Genomic DNA, 22,826 nt, shown 5'->3' with positions numbered 1-22,826 from the left:
GAGCCTCAGCCTCCGGTCGGGGCGCGTCTCTCCGCTGAAGGGGGCGCAGGACCTTCTGCCACACGGCGCGGCCTTGTCAGTCCCGCGCGATGGAACGGGACCTGCACCGGGTCGACCTCGGCCGGATGTCCAGTTTGTTCCCGCAGACAGCCCTTGTTTCGACATGATGTCCCGCGAACCGTAGGACAATCCGAGCCAGAGATCAGATTTGATGAACAAGCCCGCCGCAAAAACCTTCAACTTTCAGCACACCCGCAAGGAGGGTGTGTTTCGCACGTGGTTTCGCGGCGAGCATACCAACTTCAATCCCGATTTCGAGAAGATGGCCGAACAGGACGCCGCGCTTGAATGGGTGACGCAGGGGTGGGCGCCCAAGGCACGCATTGTCACGCCCGACACGCGCATCACCGCCTTCGGGTCGTGTTTCGCGGCCAATATCTCCAACTGGCTGGCGGGGCGGAACTACAACATCCTGACGCGGGACCAGGGGTCGAACGCCTATGTCGTGAAGTGCGGCGAGGGGATGGTGAACAGCTACGTCATCCGGCAGCAGTTCGAATGGGCCTTCGAGGGCAAGAAGTTCGAACAGGACCTCTGGCACGGCTATTCCGCCGAAAGCTATGGCTACGACGAGGAGGTGCGACGTCAGACCCTCGACATCTTTTCCAACACCGACCTGTTCATCCTGACCTTCGGTTTGTCCGAGGTCTGGTACGACGAGGTGACGGGCGGCGTGTTCTGGCGGTCCATCCCGCAGGACGCCTACGATCCGTCGCGCCACAAGTTCCGCGTGACCACGGTCGAGGAAAACAAGGACAACATCCGCGCGATCTATGACCTGATCCGCAAGCATCGCCCCGATGCCAAGATCATCACGACCCTGTCGCCCGTGCCCCTGATTGCTACGTTCCGGCCCGTGTCCTGCATTTCCGCCAATTCCGTCAGCAAGGCGGTGCTGCGCGTCGCTTTGGACGAATTGATGCGAGAGTTGGGGGATGAGGGATACCTGCATTACTGGCCGTCCTACGAGATCGTGACGGACGTGTTCCATTCGCCCTTCAAGCAGGATCGCCGGCACCTGCCGCGCGCGGTCCTCGACTTCATCATGATGCTGTTCGAACAGGTCTGGTGCGAGAAACAGCCGACGGATGCCGAGATGTTGCGCCATTGGATTGCCGCGCTGTCGGCGGCGGGCCTCGTCTCCGACCGACTGGAGGCCGTGGTCCGCGACGACAGCCTTGCGGCGTTGAAGCGCGTCATGGCCAAGCGCAAGATCGCCCGCCACCCGGAGGCCGAGACCGCGATCCGGGCGCAACTGGACCGTCTGGAGGCTCTGTTGAGCGGATGAAAGCTGTTCCCGACAATTGCAAAACCATCCTGTCGATGCTGCCGCGCGGGGCGCGCGGGTGTGAAATCGGAGTGCACGAGGGGCGATGGACCCGAGCGATTGCCGAGATCTGCGACCCCGCGTCCCTGACGTTGATCGACCCGTGGACCGAAGATCCCGAACAGGCAGCCCGTCCGCATTCGTACCGCGCGCCACAGGAAGACCGCGATGCACAGGCCGCCAACGTGGCGAAGGATTTTGCGGATGCCACCATCCTGCGGCATCCGTCTGGCCGGGTCCTTCCGCATCTGTCGGCGGGTGTGTTCGACTGGATGTTTCTTGACGGCAACAAGCATTACGATGTCCTGCTCGGCGATCTGGAACAGGCCACACGCGTCGTTCGCCCCGGCGGCATCATCTGCGGGGGCGGCTGGTTCTGGGGCTCCGATCTCGGCTTTCCCGTGCGCGCGGCGGTCACGGATCTGATCGGTCGGCTGCCGGGGGCCGCCGTCACGCAAAAGGGTCAATTCTGGGCAATTCAGCTGCCGGAGGCGGTTTCTCTGGCGCCGCGTCCGACACAGGAACGGTTCCTCATCATTTCGACGATGAAGAACGAAGCCCCCTTCATTCTGGAATGGCTTGCCCATCATCGGGCCATCGGTTTCACGGATTTCCTGATCTACACGAACGACTGCGACGACACGACCGATCCCCTGCTGGACCGTTTGCAGGACCGCGGGCTGCTGACCCATCAGGTCAATACCGTGCTGAAACGCGGGCCCCACAAGTCGGCCCTGAAATGGGCCCGCGACCATGTTCTGCGCCACAAGGCGACCTGGACCCTGATCGCCGATGTCGACGAATTCATCAACATACGGTCAGGTGACGGCAGCATTCAGGACCTCGTCCGCGATCTGGGCCCCGACACCGATGTCGTCAGCTTTCCGTGGAAGGTTTTCGGCAACGGCGGGGTCGATACGTTCAGGGATGTCCCGCTGACACGGCAGTTCACCCGTTGCGAGCCGGTACCCCGGCGCGGCGGTCGGACCATGCGTGACGTCAAGACGATGTTCCGCAAGCCCGAAGCCATGTACCATCTGGGCCTGCATCGGCCCCGTGTGCGCGACGACTGGCAGGACCGCATCGTCTGGCGCAGCCCCACCGGAGAGGATATCTCCGCGGAAATGAACAAGGGTCAGCGTTGGACGATGCGGTGGGATGGATGCCAGGACGCGGCGTACATGCACCATTACCCCCTGCGCTCGCTCGAATCCTATATCCTCAAGAAGAACCGGGGCCGCGCCAATCACGTGGGCGAGGATCTGGGCGTCGAGTACTGGGACAAGTGGAACATGGATGGCGGTCGCGACGGCTCGCTCGTCGATGGCGTTCCGGGGTTCGCCGAGGCGCTGGCCGATCTGCGTGCGGATCGCCGGACACGACAGTTGCACAAACAGGGCGTCGCCTGGCACCGCGCCCAATTCGAAACCCTGTTGGAGGACCCGCGATACCGGGCCCTCTGGGATCGGCTGAAGGCACGCGACGGGCGTGGTATGACGGCCGCCTGAGAAGGAATACCAAAATGGCTGGAAAACGCGACGAAACCCGCCGGCGGATGCTGGAGGCTTTGCCCAAGAACGGAGTCGGGGCCGAAGTCGGCGTCTGGGAAGGCCGCTTCAGCGAGGTGATCCTGGAGGTCTGCTCGCCTACGGCTTTGCACCTGATCGATCCGTGGGAATACGATCCGCGCTTCAACAATACCGGTTTCGGTCGCAAGAAGAACGCAGAGCGCATGCCGCAGATGCACGAGATGGTTGCCGAGAAGTTCGCGGGCGACGCCCGCGTTCATCTGCATCGCGCCATGTCCGGGGATGCCTTGGCGTCGATGGAGGATGCCTCCCTCGACTGGATCTACATCGACGGCAACCACAATGAGCCTTTCGTCGGAAACGACCTTGCGCTTGCCACCAGAAAGGTGCGGCCCGGCGGGGTTATTGCGGGGGATGACTACCACTGGAGCGACGGTACGGGCACGCCCGTAAAGGATGCCGTGAAACGCTGCGTTGACGGCTTGGGGAATCGCGCGACCCTCGAAATCATGGGCCAGCAATTCTTAATAAAGCTGAAAGGCTAGGCGCGAATTGATGCCGTTTTTCGCATCAATTTCCATGAATGCATAATTTTTTTGCGTGATGCGGTGCTAGTTGGGTCATTATCATGCCCAATTCGCCTGTCAAAAGTTACCGACCAGCTGTAGCGCGAGACGTTGTTGAGTTTCGGCGAGCCTTGTTCGGGTTTCGTCTTTTTTTTGGGTAACGCGCAACGGTATCGGGTCAGATCACACGTGGTCTGGCCCGTTCCCAGGCTGCATGACCCGCCGTGCGACAAAGCTATGCACGGCTGCTTTTTCCCGGCCTCGTGGTGAGGTTGGAAAAAGTTGCACCCGGCAGGATCTCTCCTGCCGGGTGCATTTCTTCAGAACTCGTGACGGATCACTCGTCGTCCTGGCTCTCGGCGTCGATGCGGGCGAAAATGTCGGCGCCGTAGGCCGCGTTCGCATCCACGACGGTCGCGCCGTTCAGGCCGCGCAGGTCGTTGTTCGAATCGTAGTCGGCGTTGAAGTGGGTGAAGGCCTCGCCCACCGCACCGCTGCGGGTGGAGACGGTGACGCCGTCGAACTCGGCCGCGCCGATGGTGACCTGTTCGTTATTCGAATCGATGTCCTGATTGAAGTGCGCGGCGGCGGCGGCGGCACCGGCGCCAACCTGGGCGGATGCGGCACCGGTCAGGGCGGCGGAGGCGATCAGGGCGGAGATGAGGAGCGTTTTCATGGGTCTTGTCCTTTGTGTGCGGCGCCGCGCGGTCTGGCGGCTGGCCTTGTGGGTTCGATGCGGCGGGGCGGTGTGCCCTGCTGATGAACAGGAGATGTCACTTCGGGCGCTGCGCTTCAATGAATGAAGCCGTGATGCGTTCGGGATAAGCGCGCGTATATGCACACCACACCCGCCACCCCGCACCGCGCTCACATCCCCGCGACGCCACCTCACGCGGGCGTGAAAGCGGGCGATGATCTGTAACGAATGCCGTATGAGTGGGTCGGCATTGCTTCGCAAACCTGCAACTTGGCCCTGACCGCCCATGCGAGCGGTAAAACCGAAACGAGCGACCCCGGGCGGATCAGCTTCAGCATTCTGGCAGATTGACTGCCAAACCACCTTGCGACGTCTCTTTGTACTTGTCGGACATGTCGCGCCCGGTCTGCCGCATGGCTTCGATGCAATTGTCCAGGGGCATGAAATGCGTGCCGTCCCCGCGCAGCGACAGGGACGCCGCCGATACGGCCTTGATCGCACCCAGGCCGTTGCGTTCGATGCAGGGCACCTGCACGAGGCCACCGGCGGGGTCGCAGGTCATCCCGAGGTGGTGTTCCAAAGCGATCTCGGCCGCGTTCTCGACCTGCGCATTCGTGCCGCCGAGCGCCGCGCAGAAGCCGGCCGCGGCCATGGCCGAGGCGGACCCGACCTCGCCCTGACACCCGACCTCTGCGCCCGAGATCGAGGCGTTGTGCTTGATCAGACCACCGACCGCCGCCGCCGTCAGAAGGAACCGGCGGATGCCGTCGGACGTCGCCCCGACGCAATGATCGCGGTAATAGCGGATCACGGAGGGCACCACGCCAGCAGCCCCGTTCGTCGGCGACGTCACGACCTTGCCTCCGCCCGCGTTCTCTTCGTTCACGGCCATGGCATAGACCGACAACCAGTCGTTCACGACATGGGGCTGGGCGAGGTTCTTTCCGGACTCGGACAACAGTTGTTGGTGGATCGCCCGGGCGCGCCGACGCACGGACAGGCCGCCGGGCAGAATACCCTCCTGCAGCAGGCCGCGGTCGATACACCCGTCCATCGCCGCCCATATGCCGTCGATGCGTGCCCCGAGCTCTGCCTCGGGGGTCAGAGCGCATTCGTTGCGCCATTTCATCTCGGCGATCGTCAGGCCGGCGGCATCGCCCATCGACAGCATCTCTGCCGCCGTTCCGAAAGGATAGGGGAAGCCCTCCGCGGCCTTGGCGGCATGCAGGTCGGGCGGGGACGACAATTCGCGGGCAGTCACGACGAACCCGCCCCCGATCGAATAGTAGGTTTCCTCCATCCGCAGGTTTCCGGCCGCATCGAAGGCGCGCAGGACCATGCCGTTGGCATGGCCCGGCAGGATGGCGTCATAATCGAAGACCACGTCCTGTCGCGGGTCGAACGCCATCTCGGGCAGGTCGGCGACGTGGACCACGCGGTCTTTGGTCAGGCGGGTCAGGGCGGCCTCGGCGGCATCGATGTCGACGGTGGCCGGGTGGTACCCCAGCAGGCCGAGGCAGACGGCCCTGTCCGTGGCGTGCCCCTTGCCGGTGAAGGCCAGCGATCCATGCAATGTGGCGACAAGACGCGCGGGCGGTCCGGCGCCGGGCTCTGCCTCTGCGCCGCCGCGCAGCGCGTCGAGAAACCGTGCGGCCGCAATCATCGGGCCCATCGTATGGGAAGACGACGGCCCGATGCCCGGCTTGAAGATGTCGAAGATGCTCAGAAACATGGGCCGCCCTGTCCTATCGGTGGAGCGCGGCTTCGCGCGCCTGCGCATTCGCGGGGTAGTACTTCCAACGCTGATGCAGCCAGTGCCATTGCGACGGATGTTGCCTCACCCACGACCCGAGGCGCTGATTGAACTCCGTCATCATCGACAGCGGGTCCGTCGGGACGATCGGGGCCTCGATCACCACGCGCGCCGCGCCATCGACCCACGGCGCAAAGGCGGGAACCAGCGGCACGTCATAGCGCAGGGCCAGTTCGGCAGGCGACAGGGATGTGGCGGCGGGTTGGCCCAGAAAATCGATGAACGGCCCGTCACCGACATACTGGTCGGGCAACAGCGCGATGAAGCCGCCGGCCTTCAGGTGGCGCAGCATGATTCGCATGCCGGGGGCCCCCTTGGGGATGATCGGCGCACCGCCCCGTTCGATCCCGGCGCGGAAGATCGGTTCATAATAGGGGTTGTTGTTTGGCCGATAGAGAGCCCCGGTTTCCAGCCCCTCACGCTTGAGGACGTGGCGGATCGCCTCCCACTGGCCGAAATGGCCGGACACGATGATGGCGCCGCGTCCGGCGTCACGTGCCGCGCGCAACACCTGCAGGCCCGGTCCCTCGGCCGTGATATCGGCGCATTCGTCGGCCAGATCCCGGTTGAACCAGATGCCTGTCAGGGTCCGTCCGGCGTTGCGGGCGGCCTTTGCTGTCAGGGCCTTGCGCTGCCCCTGCGGCATCTCGGGCCAGATCAGCGCAAGGTTGCGCATGGCACGGTTGCGCAGGGGGGACAGCCGGACAATCCATTCCGCCGCCCGCCCGACAACCTGTCGGCGCACCGACAATGGAAAGACCGCGACCAGCGCCAGCAACCCGCGCAGCGCCGCCCCTTGCAGCCAGTAAAGCGTATTTCTCATGCAACTCGCGTGGCCCATGGCAATCGGTCTTGCAAGCCTCTTGGCGGTCCTTTGCCGACCTCGGACACGCATACTTTCCGAAAAAGCGACAATCGGCATATGGTCCGCGCGATCAAACCTGGACCATTTTGCCCATGCTTCGCATTCTGATTCCCGCCGTATTGGCGCTTGCCGCCTGTTCCACCCCACCTTCGCAGCCCGACACGGCCCTGTCCCTGGTTGCCGCAGAACCCGCGCTCTACCCCGGTGAGACGCCTCAGGTGCGCGCCCTGGTCAACAAGTGGGCGGATCACTACGACGTGCCGCGCAGCCTCGTGCACCGCGTCATTCAGCGGGAAAGCGACTACCGCGCCGCCGCGCGCAACGGGCCATACTACGGGATGATGCAGATCCTGCCTGCCACGGCCCGCAACATGGGCATGGAAGGCGCGCCGACGCAGCTTCTGCAGGCGGATCGTGGACTGGAATATTCGATCCGGTATCTGCGCGGGGCATGGATGGTGTCCGGTGGCGACGAATACGAAGCCATGATGTGGTACGCCAAGGGCTATTACTACGAAGCCAAGCGCCTTGGTCTGCTGATCGAGACGGGTCTGCGCGGTCAGCTCTGGCAGAAATACGATCAGGGCGAGGCCAAGATGCCACCTATCGACGAGGCGGGAAACCTCCTCCCCGCCGAGCCTGAAGAGCCCTGCGAACCGGCGCGCGGTCTGGGTCGCGTGCTTGGTGGGGATACCTGCGCCTGATACCGCCTTGCGCGCCGGCAAGGTCGCGTGGCGATATCGGACGTCTGGGGCCTATTGGCCCCAGATCGCGGTCAGGTCACCGCCCAGTTTCGAATAGGACAGCGGGCGCATCGGGTCCACCAGTCGGTCGGCACGTGCATCCTGTTGCAGGGTCAGCCACGGTTCGACCCAGGCAAGCTGAAAGGATTCGATCCCGTCGCCATCGAATACGGTCTGTGCCGCGCCGGAGCGTATCATCGTGCCCTGACCGCCATTCGCTATCTCATCGAGGGTGAAGTTCACCACCCGGCCAAGCGCGCCATCGCAGCGTTCGCGCAGATCGATGCCCTGCCGGTTGAGAACCGCAGCCGTCGTGACAAGGGGCGCGGTCGCGTGCAGCTGATAGTGCAGGGCACGTTTGCCGCGCGACATCTCCTGCGGGATGGCACCACCGGAGTCGGCCGTGCACATCACGTAGGTTGCCGACCATGTGGCCCATCCGCGGGCGACCGGATCATCCGCGAAATCGCCGACAGCCGCCGCCGCCGTCGCGGCCCAGAGACGCAGGTTTCCCTGTGCCGCGCCATCCGTGGCGGTTTCCCAGAACACCATCTGATCCTGCACCCGTCGGGACAGCCAGTCGGCGACTTCGGCCTTCGGGGCGGCGCGCGAGGCGTCCGGCCAGACCTGCTGTGCAATCAGCGCCAGACCGGCAAGGCGGGACCCGACGGTCAGGGCCGCCGTTTCCGTGCCCAGTTCGGCCAAAGCATCGGCGCGCGCCCATGCCCCCATCTGTGCCAGGATGCAATCTGCGCCTGCTTCGCGGGCGGCATCGTCCTCGCCCGGTTCCACGAGACGGGTCAGGGCGGTGATAAAGGAATCCAGCGGCTTCAGCGCGGCCAGGGCCTCTGCTTCGCGCTGCTCGTTGATCTGCGACCGCGTGGAATCGCTGCCGGCATAGCGGGACTGGAAGGCGAGGCCGAGGACGGGCTCGACCTCGGGCGTGCAGCCCGGCCCCATCGCGCGGGCCATCGCGGGTGACGCGGCAAGGCCGGTGACGGCAAGGCCAAGCGTCAGTGCCGTGGTTCGGAGCATTCTCATAGACCCGACCCCAGGCGCAGCATCCGCGCCAGTCCCGGCGCCCGCTCATCCCCGAGTTCGGTGGCGCGATCCAGCCACAGAAGCGCGGCTTCCGCATCGCGCAGCGCCCCGGGGCCCATGCCAAGCGTCACGCCCAGTTCGACCATCGCACCGGGGTGATCGGCGCGTGCCGCCCGGTTCAGCCAGTCGATGACCGGGATCAGGTCGGCCGCGACCTCGGCCTCGTCGCGCAGGAACAGCGCGTATTCATAGGCTGCGCCGGCTTCACCCGACCGGGCCGACCGGGCCAGCAGGGGGGCCACGTCCAGCCGCGCCGCGACAAGCGCCCGGACCGCATTCGGCGATTGGCGCCAGGCCTCCAGAACCGGGGTCGCCGGAACGCTGGGACTTTCGATCAGGGTTTGCAGGTGGGCGACCGCCGTCTCCGGGTCGTAGGTTTCCAGATCGGGGTTCGACGTCAGGCGGAACAACTCCAGCGCGGCGCCGGGTTCCCCGTCGGCCAGACCGCGGGCGGCGACGTCGGCGGGATCGGGCGCGCGGCCTTCGTTGTACAGGGCCATCTGACGGTTGCTGAGCCGCAGTCTGGACATCGGATGACCGCCCTCCATCGTCAGGCCGATCTTGCGCCAGTGATAGCTGAGCTGCATGTCGTCGCGGATCGCATAGGCATCGCCGATTTCCTCGACGTCCTTGGTGCTGCAATTCATCAGCGACACGGCCCGGTCGACATAGTCGTCGACCTTTTCATGCGGGATGAAGGGGATCGCGAACATCAATGCAAGAAAGTCGCCGCGGTCCTCGATGATGTCGGCGAACTGTGCATAGACCTCTTCGCCCGGACGACCGCTTGTCCGGTGCAGAAGCCGTATCGCGGCGCCTTCGCCCCGGTTGCCGGCCATGGTCAGCAGGGTCACGATTTCCTGCGCGATTTCGGGCGCGCGGGAATGATGCTCGGTCAGGGCGATGCCAAGGTCGAGCGCGGTGGTGACACCGTTGTTGAGATAGACGCGCCGGAACAGCTCCACCGCGAGATCGCGGGCCGCCGGATCGAGGGCAAGCTCGAACTCCAGCTCCGAGAAGGCCTCCATCGCCTGATCGGAGGCGTTCAGCCGCCCCGCCCAGAAACGGATCGCCGCATCCGGCAGGTTCGACGCCTCGACCCGCTGAACATGGGCGGCCAACATCGAGGACACGCCCGACAGGGCCTGCGTCTGGATGCGGGCAATGGCCTCCGGCTCCCGGTAGGGGCTCATGGCCAGAAGGTCCGTTGCCGAAATGGTCACCGGTGCGGCGTTCGACCCGTGATAGGCACGGGCCCAGGTGTCGGCCTCCTTAAGGCGGGGGGCGGCGTTCAGCTGGCAGCGGTACAAGCCGTCGAGCGCGTGCATCGACGAGGCCATTCCGTAGCGGGACACGGTTTCCATCAGCAGGCTGATGGCGCGGTCCGTGCGGCGCGTATCATCGCGGTAGCGGATCAGCATCCCGGCCAAGCGGGCCATCCCCTCGCCGTCACCGCGGGCAACCGCCTGTTCCAGAAGGGCCATGGCCTCGGCCTCTCCGGCCCAGCGGCCGCGCCGCACCAGAACCTCGTTCGCGAGGCGCGTGAACACGCTGCCCGGAGCTTCGGGCATTTCGGCGATCTCGCGCAGGTAGTCGAGGTAGAGGCCGTCCTCGTCGGCCTCCATCCCGTCGACGTTCACGATCAGGTCCAGATAGGGCGAGACGGAGCGCCGCCCGCCGACCTTGTCCTGGCTGTGGTTGAAGCCGATGATCTGGGTCAGAACCTCGGGGGTGACGGCACCGGCCGACAGCAGGGCTTCGCTTTCCTCGGCACTGGGGGTGCGGCCCAGATTGGCCGCGACCGTCAGGTAGTGGCGCAGCTCCTCGTTGTCCTTGGCGGCCGCCGGGGCATTGAGATGGTGTTCAACGATGCGCCATGCGGCGTCCGCGTCCCCCATGTCAGCGGCAAAGCGGCGCCATTCGAATGCCAGTGGCAGGTCGGCGGCGACGACCTCGCCGCGCTCGTATTCCTGTGCGATGCGTTCCGCACGGCTGCAGATGCCGCTGTCGAGGGCGCCCAAGACACCGCCGAAGGCCATCGTGATCGTCAGGTCGAGGGGGGCATCCCAGCTGTCGATCATCTGACCACGGATTTCCATCCGCGCGATCTCCAGCAGGGCCTGCGAGCTTCCGGCATAGGCCGTTTCGCGCAGCAGGTTCTGCGCGTAGGCAACATCGCGGTCCGCGCCGATCCCCTCGAGGTAGAACTTCGCAAGCGAGATGCGCTGGCTGTGTTCGAGCTGGTCGGCCATCTCGCGCAGATTGGGGACCAGACGCGCGGCGACGAGGTCCTCGGGGCGGCCGGCCGCAAGATGCAGATCGATCAGCGCGAGCATGCCATCGGCCTCGGTCCAACGCTCATCGACCTCGACGCGGCGTTCGATCAGGGCGGCAATGAATTCGAACAGGCCGTCGGGATCCTCGCGCAGAAGGTTGCGGATGTCGCGGCGCAGATAGTTGGCACGCGCGCCATCGGTCAGTTCCTCGTCCTGGCCTTCGACATCCAGCTCGTCCTCGCGGCCTTCTCCGACGTCGAAGCAGGTATCGCCGCGCTGGATGCTGGGCGGCTCGAAGCGCAGGACCGGCGCACCTTGGGCGAAGGTCGGGCTGTTGAGGGTCGTGGCGGCCAGAACGGTACAGGCCAGAAGGGAGAAGCGGGTTTTCATGTCGTTACCTCGCGATGTCGCAGGACAGAAGGCGCGGGAGCGAGCCGAAGCCCGTATCCGCCATGATTTCGACGCCGGTCGTTCCCTCGGGCCAGAGGCCGGACAGGGGCAGGTAGAACCGGCCATTCAGGATCTGACCGTCGAGGCGGTGGATCGACTTGACCCGCTGCGCCCCGTCGGGGGCCGCAAAGCGGAAGGCCACACTGCTGGCGGGGGTGCCCCCGGTATCGAGCATCAGCACGGTGTCCGCACCACCGGGAACCTGTCCGAGGCTGGCCGCGAGCCGGTTGTCCCCGCCACCGGGGCGCAGAGGAAGTTCGACGGTGCAGGCCCGGCTGGCAGCCGCGATCAGTTCGGCAAGGGGCTGATCGCCGCGAATGCCCAGTTCCGACCAGATCGGGAACTCCCAGACCAGAAGGCTGGGGCGGTTCGACTGGAACGACTGCGACGTCATGTAGGACGAGATCGCGGCATAGGGATCTTCGCCGTCAACATGCAGGGATTGGGTCGGGCGTCCCGTTGCCTGACTGATGAAGCCGGCGAAATTGGCATTCGCATGTCCGGACAATCCGGATCCGACCACGGCTGCCTCTTCTATCGGACCAAGGCTTGCGGCAGCGGCGCCGATTGCGGTCGATGTGACGAAGGTCGATGCCTGAACCGGCGGCAGGTCATAGGCGCAATAGCGTTGCAGCCGCGTCCGCATCGGCGAGGGCAGGGGCTGCGCACCGATCTGACGTGTCTCGAACGCCTGACGCGACCGGGGGGCGATACCGGCCCCGGCCAGCGTATCCTCGACGGCATTGGCAATCGCCTGAAGGCCCTCGGGCGTGGGGCGGGTGTCGAGGGCATGGAAGGGGGCGGTGCCCGATGTGGCAAGCTTGCGCATCGCGGACCGTGCGTCGACCGTCAGCACGCCGCGCTTGCGCAGCTGGCCGATGGCTTCACCGTATACCGTGGCGGCCAGATCGGGGTTGTATCCCGCGTATCCCGCCATCGCGGGCAGGCCCTCTGGCATGGCCAGTGCCTTGGTCGGGACCGGAACGACGACAAGGCGGGTGCCGCCTGCCTCCAGCATGGCCGAAAGGGCCGCGATGCTGTCGGCTACCGGATCGGCGATCCAGTGTTCCGAATGCAGGTCCGGATCGATGCGGTAGAAAGTGCCGTCCGTGCCTTCGACCATGTCGACGCCCGGCACCTCTATGCCGCTGCAGGCAAAGGTCGATGCGCGTGCCGCCCCGGACGCAAGGGTAAGCCCGGCGGCTGACACCGCGGCCATGACGGCCAGGCGTGCGGCTGTCCCGATAATGCTTTTCTGTTCCATGTCACTGCCTCTGCGATCTGTTTTTCGATCGTCTGTTGTGATTACTCGGTCGTTCGACCGTCGGCCTCCAAAGTCGAAAGAAGGGTATTTGCCGCTGCGATTATGCCCGGATGGTTGGACGATGCGGCGGCTTCGGTCAGAAGGGCGCGGGCGCGCCCCTCCTCCGCGAACGGGGAATCGCGGTTCTCGGCGCGGGCTTCCATAAGGCTGATCGCGATGCCCAGCTGGCCGCGTCCGTCACCGATCTGACGCATCTCGTCCAGAAGGCGGTCGCGGGTTCTGTCCGACAGGGCGCCAAAGAGCTTGCCGTCTCCGTTGAAGCGGTAGACGGCGTCCAGGGCGAGGGCATTGCCGGCCCAGGCCTGCGGATAGAGCGCGGAGATATACAGGTTGATGCGGTCGCGTGGCTCTGTCTCGGGGTCGAGGCGATCCATCGCCTCCAGCATCTCGTCCAGCAGATATCCGCGACCCGTCTGCACCGCCAGACCGGCATAATAGGCAAGGTCGGAGGCCGTGGAGGCCGGGTTGCCTTGCAGGATGCGCACGTAGCGGAGCGCGGCAAGACCGTCGCCGCGATCGGCCAGTTGTCGCAGCAGATCAGGATCGACGTCGACGCCGTCATGCATCGCGGTCCGTGCGTTGCGCAGCGTCGTCGACAGCCCCCGCATCGAACGGCGTCCTTCGGTGACCTGCACGGAAATGGCCTTGGTGTCGGCGGCGGGGGGGATGGTCATCGGCACGCGGTCCGCGCGGTCCTGCGCAAGGGCAGGTGCGGACAAGGCGATGGTGGCCATCAGGAACGCGCGGATCATCATGCTTCGTCCCCTTCACAGGTCAGGATGGCAGGGGCGATGGCCCCGGCCCCGGTCAGGAGCATCGGAGCATCCCCGGTCAGGTCGCCCGCGATCGCCGCGGAAGCATCCGTCAGATCACCATCGGCCAGACGCGGCATCTGCGCGGTCAGGTCGTTGGACACGAGCGACACACTGGCCGCCGTTGCCCCGACAAGGCCCGCGCCATTGCCCGACAGGCGGTTGGCCGTGATTTCGGTCATCGCGTCGTTGGCCTGCGCCGAAATCCAGATGCCGGCGCTGCGGTTCCCCGCGATCAGGTTGTTGCGGACCGTGGCGGCCATGCTCGCCCGGATCTCGATCCCTTTCTGACGGCTGTCGAGCAGGGTGTTGTCGGCAATGACGCCGCAGGTCGTTTCCTGCAGCTTGATGCCGCCACCATCGCGTCCCCAGACGACATTCGACGCCACCATTGCCGCGTGGCTGCGGCGGACGACGATGCCCGCGCGTTCACCGGACAACAGGATGTTGCCTGTCAGGCTGACGTTGTCGGACCGGTCGAGGACGCGGATGGCGTTGGTCGGCCCGGCGCCGTGGAAGATGTTGTCTGACACGGCGCTGCGCGGGCTGGCCGACATGCGGACCGCGGCGCTGCGCATGTCGGCAAAGCGGTTGCCGGTGACGCGGGCACCGTTCACGGCCGTCAGGCTGAGGCTGAGAACATCGGACATCCGGCTGTCGAGGATCTCGGTCACGCCGTCCATGGGCCGCAGGGGATGACCCAGCACCGAGACGCCGCTGTACTTGGCGGTATCCCCGAACCCGAGGCCTTCGATCGTCGCGTCGCGCATGGTCATGGAGCCGGTGCCCGCGACCACGATGAATGGACGATAGCTCTGGATCGTGGTGTTCAGCTCGCCAACCGTGCGCAGGGTGGCGCCATCGATCTCGACGCGTCCGAAGCTCATGATGAAGGCACCATCGGTGCGCGACATCTCGATCACGTCGCCGGGCGAGAGGCGCAGAACGGTGTCTTCCAGCAGGACGACCGGAATACGCAGGGGACCGGACGGATCCGTCTGCATTCCGGTGCGTGTCATTGCATCGCGCAGCGTTGCAAGGGTGACCAGACCGCCGGAGAAGGCGAGCGCCGTATCCCCGCGCGTGCCCTGGGCAAGGCGGACCCGTTCATCATCCTGGCGCTGTCGCCCCTGCGACAGCATGGTCAGGGCAAGACGCAGGTTGAATACCGATGGCTGCGCGGGGGGCAGGATCATCTGTTGGCGAAAGCCGGTGACCGATGCCGCGCGCGGCGCCAGACCGGCGGCGGCCCGGATCTCGTCGACCGAAACATCCCCGCCTTGCGACAGGGCGCGAGAGATACCGGCGATCCGTGCGGCGGTCGCGCGATCATAGGACGGGGGGGCCATCGGATCGACGACCTCGGCCGGTTCGGGTTCGGCGAGGCTTGGGGAAATCATGACGGGGGCGATCGGGCTGTCGAACGCAGGTGCGCTGACGACCGATCTGTTCACGGCGCGGGGCGCCGCCGGAGGGGCAACAGGTGCGGATTGCGCCGCAGGTTGCGTTGTTGTCGCCTGTGGCGCCGGGGTCGGCACGACGGGGGCCGGAGAGGTCGGCTCGGGCTGAGGGGCCCGGAAAACCGGTTGTTCCTCGAATGCCGGCGCAGACAGGAACGAGAACCCGTCCCCGGCCGCGCCCCCTGCGCCGGTCGCGGCGAGCGTGATGCCCGCCGCGACCCGCGCAGTCGCTGTTATCCGTCTGTATGCCGCACCGCGATTAGCCATAAGCAACCTTTGGAAGCTGATCGACGCTTGCCTCGCCGGGTTCGAGAACCGGGCGCAGCGAGGTCGAGGGGGTGGACGTGGCACCGAGCGTCACGAACAGAAGCTCGGCTGGTTTTTCCGAAAGGTTCCGCATCTCGATACGGCCGAGGTCGTCGGCGTAGATCCGGCCGCCGGCACCGACTTCCTTGATCCAGCCCATGCCCGTGGCGCGGACCTGGCCGCTGACCACGATGGCCTGATGGGTGCGGGGACCGCGATCCATCATCAGGGCCTGGCCGACACCGATCTCGGATGTGCCGAGCTTGAAGTTGTCGCCGGCCATTTCGGCACCCACGGCGCGGGTGACCTCGGATGCGGGGGCCTTGACCATCTTGGGCGACGCGGCATCGGCGTGGCGCAGCGCTTCGGAGCGGTCGGTCGCCTGAAGGCGGCTGACGACATCCTTGATGACCTGGCTTTCGTCGATATGCGCGACCAGGAGGGCGTCGGCCGTTTCGACGACGACCACATCCTGCAGGCCGACGATGCTGACGAGGCGGCTGTCGGCGCGGACCAGCGAATTGCGGCTGTTGAGCGCGATGACATCACCCTGAAGGACGTTGCCGTCGGCATCGGCCTTGCCGACGCTGTGCATCGCCTTCCAGGAACCGACGTCGTCCCAGCTTACGTCCAGCGGAGCAAGGGCGATGCGGTCGGTCTTCTCGAAGATCAGGCCTTCGGTCGGCTCGGAAGCCGCGAGGGAGAAGGATGCACCGGCAAGGTGCAGGGTGTTGGTGCTGCGCGAGGCGTTCTGGACCGCATCGCGGACATGGCGGGCGCTGGTCGGGTCGAGGCGCTGATATTCGGAGATGAGCGTCTGCGCCGAGAACATGGACAGGCCCGATGCCCAGTAGGCACCGCCCTGGTCGATCAGGCGCTGTGCGTCGTCGACGGCGGGCTTTTCGACGAACTGACCGACTTCGCGCAGCGGCGTGTCGCCTTTGCCCACGGGGCCATTGTCGATGATGTATCCGAAACCCGATTCGGCGTAGCGCGGCGGAATGCCGAAGGTCACGATGCGACCGTCCAGCGCGGCAGGCACACAGGCGGACATGGGCGTCGTCATGTCGCCTTCGATCACATGATCCGCGGGAATGACGACGAAGACGGTGTCGGGGTGCGCCTCGATCACGGCTTCACAGGCCGCCAGGACGGCCGGACCGGTGTTGCGGCCCATCGGCTCGCAGATGATGCGGGCCTTGACCTGGATGTCACGCAGCTGCGCACGGACCGTGCCCTCATGCATGGCGCCGGTCACGATGACCGGATCCGTATAGGCCGCGCCGCGGTGACGCTGAACGGCCGACTGGAAGAAGGTCAAGCTGTCAGGGCCTGCAAGCCGCTGAAATTGCTTGGGGGCCTGGCGGCGGGACAGCGGCCACAGACGAGTTCCGTTACCACCACAGATGATGAGGGGCGTAATACGTGTCATGATGTTCCAAACTCCGGCAGGAGGCCACTGAGCAGCGGCGTTGACAACCGCAAGCGACCCGCCGTGCCAATATCGGCATCGGTCAACGCGCCCGCGGGCGCACGCAACTCGACAGGAACATAAAGGTCTCCACGCATGGCCGCAGCGTTCGACGTATCATCCGCAATGACTTCGACGGGGATGTCCCGTCCGTCATTCATCTGAAGTGTCGCGCGATCTCCGGTCATAACCCTGGAAAGTCCCTCGATGCTCATGAGCGTACGTGCCCTGACGTCAGAGCTATTGTCGAAAATTGTCAGTATTTGGTCCGAAGGAAGGAGAGTTGCGCCCTCGTATGCGTTCGAAGAAAGGCTGACACCGCAGTCGCAGGGCATCTGGAAGTTCAGCACATCGCCGGCATTCGAGGTCAGCGCGAAGACGACTTCGCCCATGCCTGCCTCTTCGTTCAGGTAGGTCAGCTGACCGCCGACGGTGGCCCGCATCTGGCGACCCTGAACGTCGACGAACACCGGGTGCAGTTCCGTCCCGGTGGTCCAGCGATTGACCAGAACGGTGCCTGCCGCGATGACGATGGCCGCCGAAAGGGCCATGACACCGGCGGTGCGCAGGCGGTCCTTGATGGATGGCGGCACCGGCTTGCCGGCGGCCTTGTGCTTGGTCGGACCGCTATAGGTCATCAATCCGTCAAGGCTGGCCAGTTCGCCCGCGATCGTGCTGTTGAGCACGTAGCGCAGTTGCGGCAGGTGCGGCCCGGTCGGATCGGTGAAGGTCAGCGTGACCATCCCGTCCATCGTGACCTCGCGCACCATCAGTTCCGGCGACAGGGTCAGCGAGAAATCGGGAAAGTCGATTCGCAACCGTGCAAGGCCGCGGTATCCGATTTGCGGCGCAAGGCTTTCGGCGCGTGCCGAAAGATGCGTCATCGACAGACGCTCACCGATGAGCGTCTTGTCGTCGATCGTCAGGGTATAGCTGACGGCCAGCATCGGATGTTCATCCTGGTAGGCGAAATCACCGGGGATCGGAGACATGTCGTTCATAGCGCGGCCCTCATTCAATCGTGTTCACAAGCATGATCGCCATCACCAACCAGCAGATGGCGAGCGTATGCATGGCGAAGGATTCCATTCGTTTGATGCGTTCCCCGGCTGGCAGCACCTCGACGGCGCCGCTGCCCTGGCGTGTCCATTTCTGGCGGTCCAGCCGATAGAACACGAAGGTCTTGACCATCGCGCCGACGACCTGACCGAAGTACAGGACGGGCGGATGCGTGATCGGGAACCAGTGACCGCGGAACAGCGCAATATAGGCGCAGAACACGTAGCGGGTCATCAGAACCCAGGCGATATACAGCGGGATGACCGACGGTGTGCCCGCAACTGCGGTGACGGCAACCGAGATCGGGCCAACCAGCGTGGTGAACATCGACACGCGTTGATCGAGGATCGACCACCAGGTGAAGAACCCGCAACGGCGCGGCCCAAGGCGGATCGCGCGCCCGTTGGTGCGCATCATGTTCCCGAACCAGCGCACCATCAGCGTCTTGGCGCTGTCGAGGAAGGTATCGCGGGGCTGTTCCTCGTAGGACAGCGACTTGACGTCGGGCAGGTAGGCGGTCTCGTAGCCGTTCGACAGAAGCCAGTACCAGGTCGACTTGTCATCGCCGGTCAGGAAGTCGACGCGCTTGAGGCGCCAGTGGTTCAGGTAGTCGGATTCGACGCCCTCGATGAAGCCTTCGTTCGTGGCCAACGAGGCGCGGAACACGCTCATCCGACCGGTCAGGGTCAGAACGCGGTTCGCGAGGCCCATGGAGCACATCATCACCTGGCGTTGGTCGAAGCGCAGGTGGAACCAGTCCTTGTAGAGACCGGGCTTGTCGATCAACGCGCCTTCGTCCGTGGTCAGGGCGCCGACGTTTTCGTCGGTGAACACGGGGGCCGAGGCGGCCCAGATGTTTTCCGGCACGACCGTGTCGCCGTCGACGAACACCAGAACGTCGCGATGGGAGGGGGCAAAGGACTTGAGGATGCGCAGCGCCTTGGCCATCGCATCCCGCTTTCCCTTGGATTGAATGCGATCGATCACCAGCTTCACGCCGGTCATGTCGCAGGGCATCTGATCGAAGATGTCGCGGATCAGCCGCGCATCCTTGCCATCCACCACCGAGGCCACGATCGTGGCGCCGTCGCGGGCCGCCGCGGCAGCCCGGAAGATCGACCGGTAGACGGTCAGGGTGACGTCTATCTTCACCAGATAGGTCGTCACCATGAAGTAGCAGTGGGACGGCTGCGCGGCGGCGTCGAACTGACGCTGCCGCCGCGCTTTCCACCGAGGGTAGACGAGCCGCCGAAAGATGATGGCACGGGTAAAGTTGAGGAACGCCCAGCTGTAGCGCCAGGCCCCGAGGAAGCCGACGACCAGAATGGTCGTCTGCGCCCCGCCGGGATTGCCCAGGAAACCGGCGGGCACCATGCTTGCAAGCAGGATGACCACGCCGAAATAGGCAAGATGTGTCAACACCTTCATGAACATACCATCAGCCCCCACGGCTCGGGTCCCTGCTGTTACCAGCAGATCCCCTCATAGCCCTCGGACGTCACCAGATCGCGGCGCATCCGCGTCAGGTCGACCAAGGTACGCGTGCCCACTGCCTTTTCGAGCATCGGGGCGGCTTCGCGGTAGAAGTTGCCAACGAGAACGGTGCCCGAGGCTTCGATCAGGGCGTCCAGATCGCCGACCATGCGGTCCTTGAGGTCCGGGACACCGTCGTTGCCGCGCCCTGCGCCCGGCGTGCCGGCGTCGAAGGCTTCCTGAACGAAGGGGTCGTAGACCTTGACCTCGACGCCCTTCTTGATGAGGCGGGCGGCCAGGCTGACCAGCGGGCTTTCACGCAGGTCGTCGGTGCCCGGCTTGAACGAGATGCCGACGAAGCCGACCGTCTTGGCCCCCGATGCCAGAACCAGGTTCTCGGCGCGGGCGATCTGCTCCTCGTTGCTTTCGAGCACCGCATCCAGCAGCTTGTGCGACCCGCCGGTCTGCTCGGCCAGATGGCGCAGGGCGCGCACGTCCTTGGGCAGGCAGGATCCGCCGAAGGCGAAGCCGGGGCGCATGAAGTAGGGCGACATGGCCGCCTTGGTGTCGGAGCACAGGATCTCCATCACCGACTGACCGTCGATCCCGGAGGCCTTGGCGATGTTGCCGATCTCGTTGGCAAAGGTCACCTTGACCGCGCGCCACGTGTTCGACGTGTACTTGACCATCTCGGCGGTGCGGATGTCCGTCTTGTGGATGGTCCAGTTCAGATCCTTGTTGAGATCGTGCAGGATGTCGCCGGTGATCTTGTCCATGTGACCGAAGACGATCAGGCCGGGGTCGGCGTAGTCGGCGATGGCGGTGCTTTCGCGCAGGAACTCGGGGTAGTAGCCGACGCCGAAACCTTCACCGGCTTTCTTGCCGGACGTTTCTTCGAGAACGGGGATGCAGGCCGTCTCGGTGGAGCCGGGCACGATGGTCGAGCGGATGACGACCGAATGGTAGGCGTCCTTCTTGGCCAGCGCGGCACCGATGCCGGCGCAGACGTCCGTGACGTAGACAAGACCGACGGAGCCGTCGGGCGCCGAGGGCGTGCCGACGCAGACGAAAGTCAGTTCCGAGTTGCCGATAGCGTCGTCGTAATCCTTGGTGGCGCGCAGGCGGCCGGCCTGAACGACTTCGCGGACGAGGTCGTCGATGCCTTCTTCGACGATGGGCGAGCGGCCGGAGTTGATCTCGTCGATCTTGCCCTGATCGACGTCGACGGCGATGACGTTGTGGCCGTCACGGGCGAGGCATGCTGCCGCGACGACGCCGACGTATCCGATTCCGAAAATACTGATGTTAGCCATGGTGCCTGTCCTTCATGCTCTGGGCGATGTCTTCCGCATCGCTTGTAGGGCAAGACACTGCCCGCGCAGCATTCAGGCAAGGAAACGGTTCCAGAGAGTATTAACGAACCGTAAAAGGCGTGTTGCGGAGGATACAGGTGGACGGTTTCCGTCGGTGGTTGCCCCAATTGGAACGCCTTTCGCCCCTTTTCCGCCACATTTGGGCGGGGCTACCTTTTTTCAAAGATTCGTTGGGGATTTTGCGGTGTTTCGGACGTCCGAACGCGGCATGACCCGTAATTTCCCAGCCGGAAAAGGGGGTTGGCCCGTTTTTGCGGCGAACAGTTCGGCGACGCAACCCGTATTGTTCGCTCTTTGATGCAGTTGCAGCAATTTTCCATCCGGATGGCGGTCCTGATCCGTCATCCGGCGCGGCGACGCCGCGTCTTTTGACATGGCACCCCCCGCGAAAAGAGGGAAAACAAGCAAAACTATCTGTATCGATTGCCAGCGCCAGAAAAATCGATATTAATCGGTGCATGGATTTGGGTGTCATACAGGTTGGATCCACGGGATCTGGCAACGCGGCCTCCGCTACGCAGCGGACATACCTTTCCCTGCGTCGCCTGATCGTGACCGGCGCGGTGAAGCCGGGCGAAAAGCTCAAGATCGAAGGGTTGCGCACGCGCTTGCAGACCGGCGCATCCCCCATCCGCGAAGCCCTGAGCCTTCTGACTTCGGAGCATCTGGTAGAACGGATCGATCAGAGAGGCTTTCGCGCTGCTCCGACAAGTCGCGAGAACTTCGATGAGATCCTCGAGATGCGATGCGAGTTGGAGGGGATGGCCCTGCGCCGCAGCATCGCGTCCGCGACCGAGGACTGGGAAGAGGCGGTCGTCCTTGCGCATCACCGCATGGGGCGCGCCGCGGGCAAGGGCACCGACAACTTCGAGGATGAGCACAAGGCATTTCACATGACCCTGCTCGCCAATTGCGGTGCGCCGATCCTTCTGCGGTTCTGTTCACAGCTGTACGACCTCAATATCCGCTATCGGTATTTGGCAGGTCGGGCGCTCGACTATCAAAAGCGGGATGTCGGTCAGGAACATCGCGAAATCCTGGAACGGGCCGTCGCGCGGGATGCCGATGGCGCCGAGGCCGAGCTTCTGGGACACTACCGTCGGACGGGGGCCTTCCTTGCCGATCTGATGACGGCACAGACCGCCGCCGAATAGGCCGGCGTGGTCGTCCTTGCCGACCCGCAGCATGTCATTTGATGGGGCGGTCCCCGGAGGAGCGGGGACCGCGAACCGGCGCATCAGACGCTATGGCGCACCAGTGTCAGGTCGAAATCCACCCTCAGATACGGCTCGTCCACCGATCCGGACAGGGCGAAGCCGTCGGGAAAGCTGCCGGCAGGCATGTTCTGATAGCTCATCACCAGATCATCCCGCACGCCGAACACGGTGTCCTGATCGAGATAGGGGTCGTCGTCGGGGAACACCTCGGTCACCAGCGGGCGGAACCCCGGCGCCTCGGCAATGAAATGCAGGTGGGAGGGGCGCCATGGATGGCGACCGCAGGCGCGCAGGATGTCGCCCACCGGCCCATCGCTGGGCACGGTGTATTCGACGGGTTTGACGGTGGTGAAGGCGTACCGCCCATCGGCGCCGGTCTTTTGCAGGCCGTGAAAGGAATAGGTGTCCTGTGCGTCGTCCTGAGAGGCATAGAGGCCATTGGGTGCTGTCTGCCAGATATCCAGCGTCGCGCCCTCGATCGGATTGCCGTCCGTATCCTTGACGATCCCCGTGGCAACAAGGACGGGACCGGGAAAGTCCCGCTTCATGTCGCCGCCCACCGGCAGGTCGGGGGCGCCGGCCACGTGAAACGGCCCCAGCACCGACGACGACGTCGCCTCGGGCGAGGAGTGCAGCATATCCACCAGCGACGACAGGCCCAGCACATCCGAGGCGAGGACGAATTCATGGCGGTCCTCCGTCTCCACCGCAGCGCAGCCTTCGAGGAACGCGATGCCTGCGCGCCATTCTTCGTGCGTCAGGTTCACGTCACGGGCGAAGTCGTGCATGTGCCGCACGAGTGATGTCATCACTTCCTTCATGCGCGGGTCCATGTCCGGTCCCATGTAGCCGACGAAGACATCGGTGATGTTGTCTTTGGTGACGTTGCGCATCGGCCGCCTCC

The 22,826-nt window shown here is 64.8% G+C and carries 20 protein-coding genes; 6 read left to right on the top strand and 14 right to left on the bottom strand.

The genetic code is table 11. The features are described from left to right. The first annotated feature begins 211 nt into the window (after positions 1–211). Genes V6N07_RS09425 through V6N07_RS09415 form a run of 3 tightly spaced genes read left to right on the top strand, consistent with a single transcriptional unit; the run spans position 212 to position 3,461 of the window. On the top strand, positions 212–1,348 hold the full coding sequence (locus tag V6N07_RS09425; RefSeq protein ID WP_371155888.1) for a GSCFA domain-containing protein: 1,137 nt from the start codon (positions 212–214) through the stop codon (positions 1,346–1,348). Next, complete coding sequence (locus tag V6N07_RS09420) at positions 1,345–2,895, top strand: glycosyltransferase family 2 protein (RefSeq protein WP_371155886.1); 1,551 nt, start codon at positions 1,345–1,347, stop codon at positions 2,893–2,895. Before V6N07_RS09425 ends, V6N07_RS09420 begins: the two co-directional genes overlap by 4 nt. Before the next feature lie 14 nt (positions 2,896–2,909). Beyond that, positions 2,910–3,461: a class I SAM-dependent methyltransferase gene (locus V6N07_RS09415; RefSeq protein ID WP_371155885.1), complete on the top strand. Its 552-nt coding sequence runs from the start codon at positions 2,910–2,912 to the stop codon at positions 3,459–3,461. 358 nt (positions 3,462–3,819) lie between these two features. Here V6N07_RS09415 and V6N07_RS09410 read toward each other — a convergent pair whose 3' ends face one another. The 3 genes from V6N07_RS09410 to V6N07_RS09400 all read right to left on the bottom strand — a co-directional run bounded on the left by V6N07_RS09410 (position 3,820) and on the right by V6N07_RS09400 (position 6,815). Further along, the gene (locus V6N07_RS09410; RefSeq protein WP_371155883.1) at positions 3,820–4,158 is read right to left on the bottom strand and encodes a hypothetical protein; all 339 of its coding nucleotides are present in this window, start codon (positions 4,156–4,158) and stop codon (positions 3,820–3,822) included. Between the two features lie 352 nt (positions 4,159–4,510). Further along, on the bottom strand, positions 4,511–5,911 hold the full coding sequence (locus tag V6N07_RS09405) for an L-serine ammonia-lyase (protein ID WP_371155881.1): 1,401 nt from the start codon (positions 5,909–5,911) through the stop codon (positions 4,511–4,513). 13 nt (positions 5,912–5,924) lie between these two features. Beyond that, positions 5,925–6,815, bottom strand: a complete 891-nt coding sequence (locus tag V6N07_RS09400; protein ID WP_371155880.1) for a lysophospholipid acyltransferase family protein — start codon at positions 6,813–6,815, stop codon at positions 5,925–5,927. A gap of 134 nt (positions 6,816–6,949) precedes the next feature. Here V6N07_RS09400 and V6N07_RS09395 point away from each other — a divergent pair, with 134 nt between their 5' ends. Continuing rightward, positions 6,950–7,561: a transglycosylase SLT domain-containing protein gene (locus V6N07_RS09395; protein ID WP_371155879.1), complete on the top strand. Its 612-nt coding sequence runs from the start codon at positions 6,950–6,952 to the stop codon at positions 7,559–7,561. A 51-nt stretch (positions 7,562–7,612) separates the two neighbouring features. On the opposite strand, the gene V6N07_RS09390 is transcribed toward V6N07_RS09395, so the two are convergent. From V6N07_RS09390 to V6N07_RS09370, 5 genes are read right to left on the bottom strand one after another with little or no spacing between them, the layout of a single operon-like run. Then, positions 7,613–8,635, bottom strand: a complete 1,023-nt coding sequence (locus V6N07_RS09390) for an alginate lyase family protein (RefSeq protein WP_371155878.1) — start codon at positions 8,633–8,635, stop codon at positions 7,613–7,615. A 2-nt stretch (positions 8,636–8,637) separates the two neighbouring features. After that, on the bottom strand, positions 8,638–11,367 hold the full coding sequence (locus V6N07_RS09385; protein WP_371155876.1) for a hypothetical protein: 2,730 nt from the start codon (positions 11,365–11,367) through the stop codon (positions 8,638–8,640). 4 nt (positions 11,368–11,371) lie between these two features. Then, positions 11,372–12,691: a hypothetical protein gene (locus tag V6N07_RS09380; RefSeq protein WP_371155875.1), complete on the bottom strand. Its 1,320-nt coding sequence runs from the start codon at positions 12,689–12,691 to the stop codon at positions 11,372–11,374. 41 nt (positions 12,692–12,732) lie between these two features. Further along, a complete protein-coding gene (locus tag V6N07_RS09375; RefSeq protein WP_371155874.1) occupies positions 12,733–13,506 on the bottom strand; it encodes a hypothetical protein in 774 nt (257 codons plus the stop codon). Next, positions 13,503–14,963 carry a right-handed parallel beta-helix repeat-containing protein gene (locus tag V6N07_RS09370; protein WP_371155872.1) on the bottom strand — a complete coding sequence of 487 codons (1,461 nt, stop codon included), beginning with the start codon at positions 14,961–14,963 and terminating at the stop codon, positions 13,503–13,505. The genes V6N07_RS09375 and V6N07_RS09370 overlap by 4 nt, the downstream gene beginning before the upstream one ends. On the opposite strand from V6N07_RS09370, the gene V6N07_RS09365 reads away from it, so the two are divergent. Beyond that, the gene (locus V6N07_RS09365; RefSeq protein WP_371155870.1) at positions 14,962–15,132 is read left to right on the top strand and encodes a hypothetical protein; all 171 of its coding nucleotides are present in this window, start codon (positions 14,962–14,964) and stop codon (positions 15,130–15,132) included. The genes V6N07_RS09370 and V6N07_RS09365 overlap by 2 nt on opposite strands. A gap of 150 nt (positions 15,133–15,282) precedes the next feature. On the opposite strand, the gene V6N07_RS09360 is transcribed toward V6N07_RS09365, so the two are convergent. The 5 genes from V6N07_RS09360 to V6N07_RS09340 form a co-directional block, all read right to left on the bottom strand. Further along, a complete protein-coding gene (locus tag V6N07_RS09360) occupies positions 15,283–16,761 on the bottom strand; it encodes a mannose-1-phosphate guanylyltransferase (RefSeq protein ID WP_371155869.1) in 1,479 nt (492 codons plus the stop codon). Next, positions 16,758–17,801 (bottom strand): hypothetical protein, encoded by a 1,044-nt coding sequence (locus V6N07_RS09355; RefSeq protein WP_371155867.1) that lies wholly within the window; start codon positions 17,799–17,801, stop codon positions 16,758–16,760. Before V6N07_RS09355 ends, V6N07_RS09360 begins: the two co-directional genes overlap by 4 nt. A 10-nt stretch (positions 17,802–17,811) precedes the next feature. Continuing rightward, positions 17,812–19,287: a glycosyltransferase gene (locus V6N07_RS09350; RefSeq protein WP_371155865.1), complete on the bottom strand. Its 1,476-nt coding sequence runs from the start codon at positions 19,285–19,287 to the stop codon at positions 17,812–17,814. A gap of 38 nt (positions 19,288–19,325) precedes the next feature. After that, entirely contained in the window at positions 19,326–20,645 is a 1,320-nt protein-coding gene (locus V6N07_RS09345) for a nucleotide sugar dehydrogenase (protein ID WP_371155863.1), read from the bottom strand. A gap of 219 nt (positions 20,646–20,864) precedes the next feature. Beyond that, a complete protein-coding gene (locus tag V6N07_RS09340) occupies positions 20,865–21,080 on the bottom strand; it encodes a hypothetical protein (protein ID WP_371155861.1) in 216 nt (71 codons plus the stop codon). Positions 21,081–21,163: 83 nt separating this feature from the next. Here V6N07_RS09340 and V6N07_RS09335 point away from each other — a divergent pair, with 83 nt between their 5' ends. After that, positions 21,164–21,859: a GntR family transcriptional regulator gene (locus tag V6N07_RS09335; RefSeq protein WP_371155859.1), complete on the top strand. Its 696-nt coding sequence runs from the start codon at positions 21,164–21,166 to the stop codon at positions 21,857–21,859. A gap of 83 nt (positions 21,860–21,942) precedes the next feature. Here the strand turns inward: V6N07_RS09335 and V6N07_RS09330 are convergent, their stop codons facing one another. Further along, positions 21,943–22,815: a dioxygenase gene (locus V6N07_RS09330; protein ID WP_371155857.1), complete on the bottom strand. Its 873-nt coding sequence runs from the start codon at positions 22,813–22,815 to the stop codon at positions 21,943–21,945. Positions 22,816–22,826 lie beyond the last annotated feature (11 nt).

Origin of the sequence: Jannaschia sp. 2305UL9-9 (genome assembly GCF_041403465.1) — a bacterium.
GTDB lineage: Bacteria > Pseudomonadota > Alphaproteobacteria > Rhodobacterales > Rhodobacteraceae > Jannaschia.
This window is presented reverse-complemented; position numbering and strand designations above follow the sequence as displayed.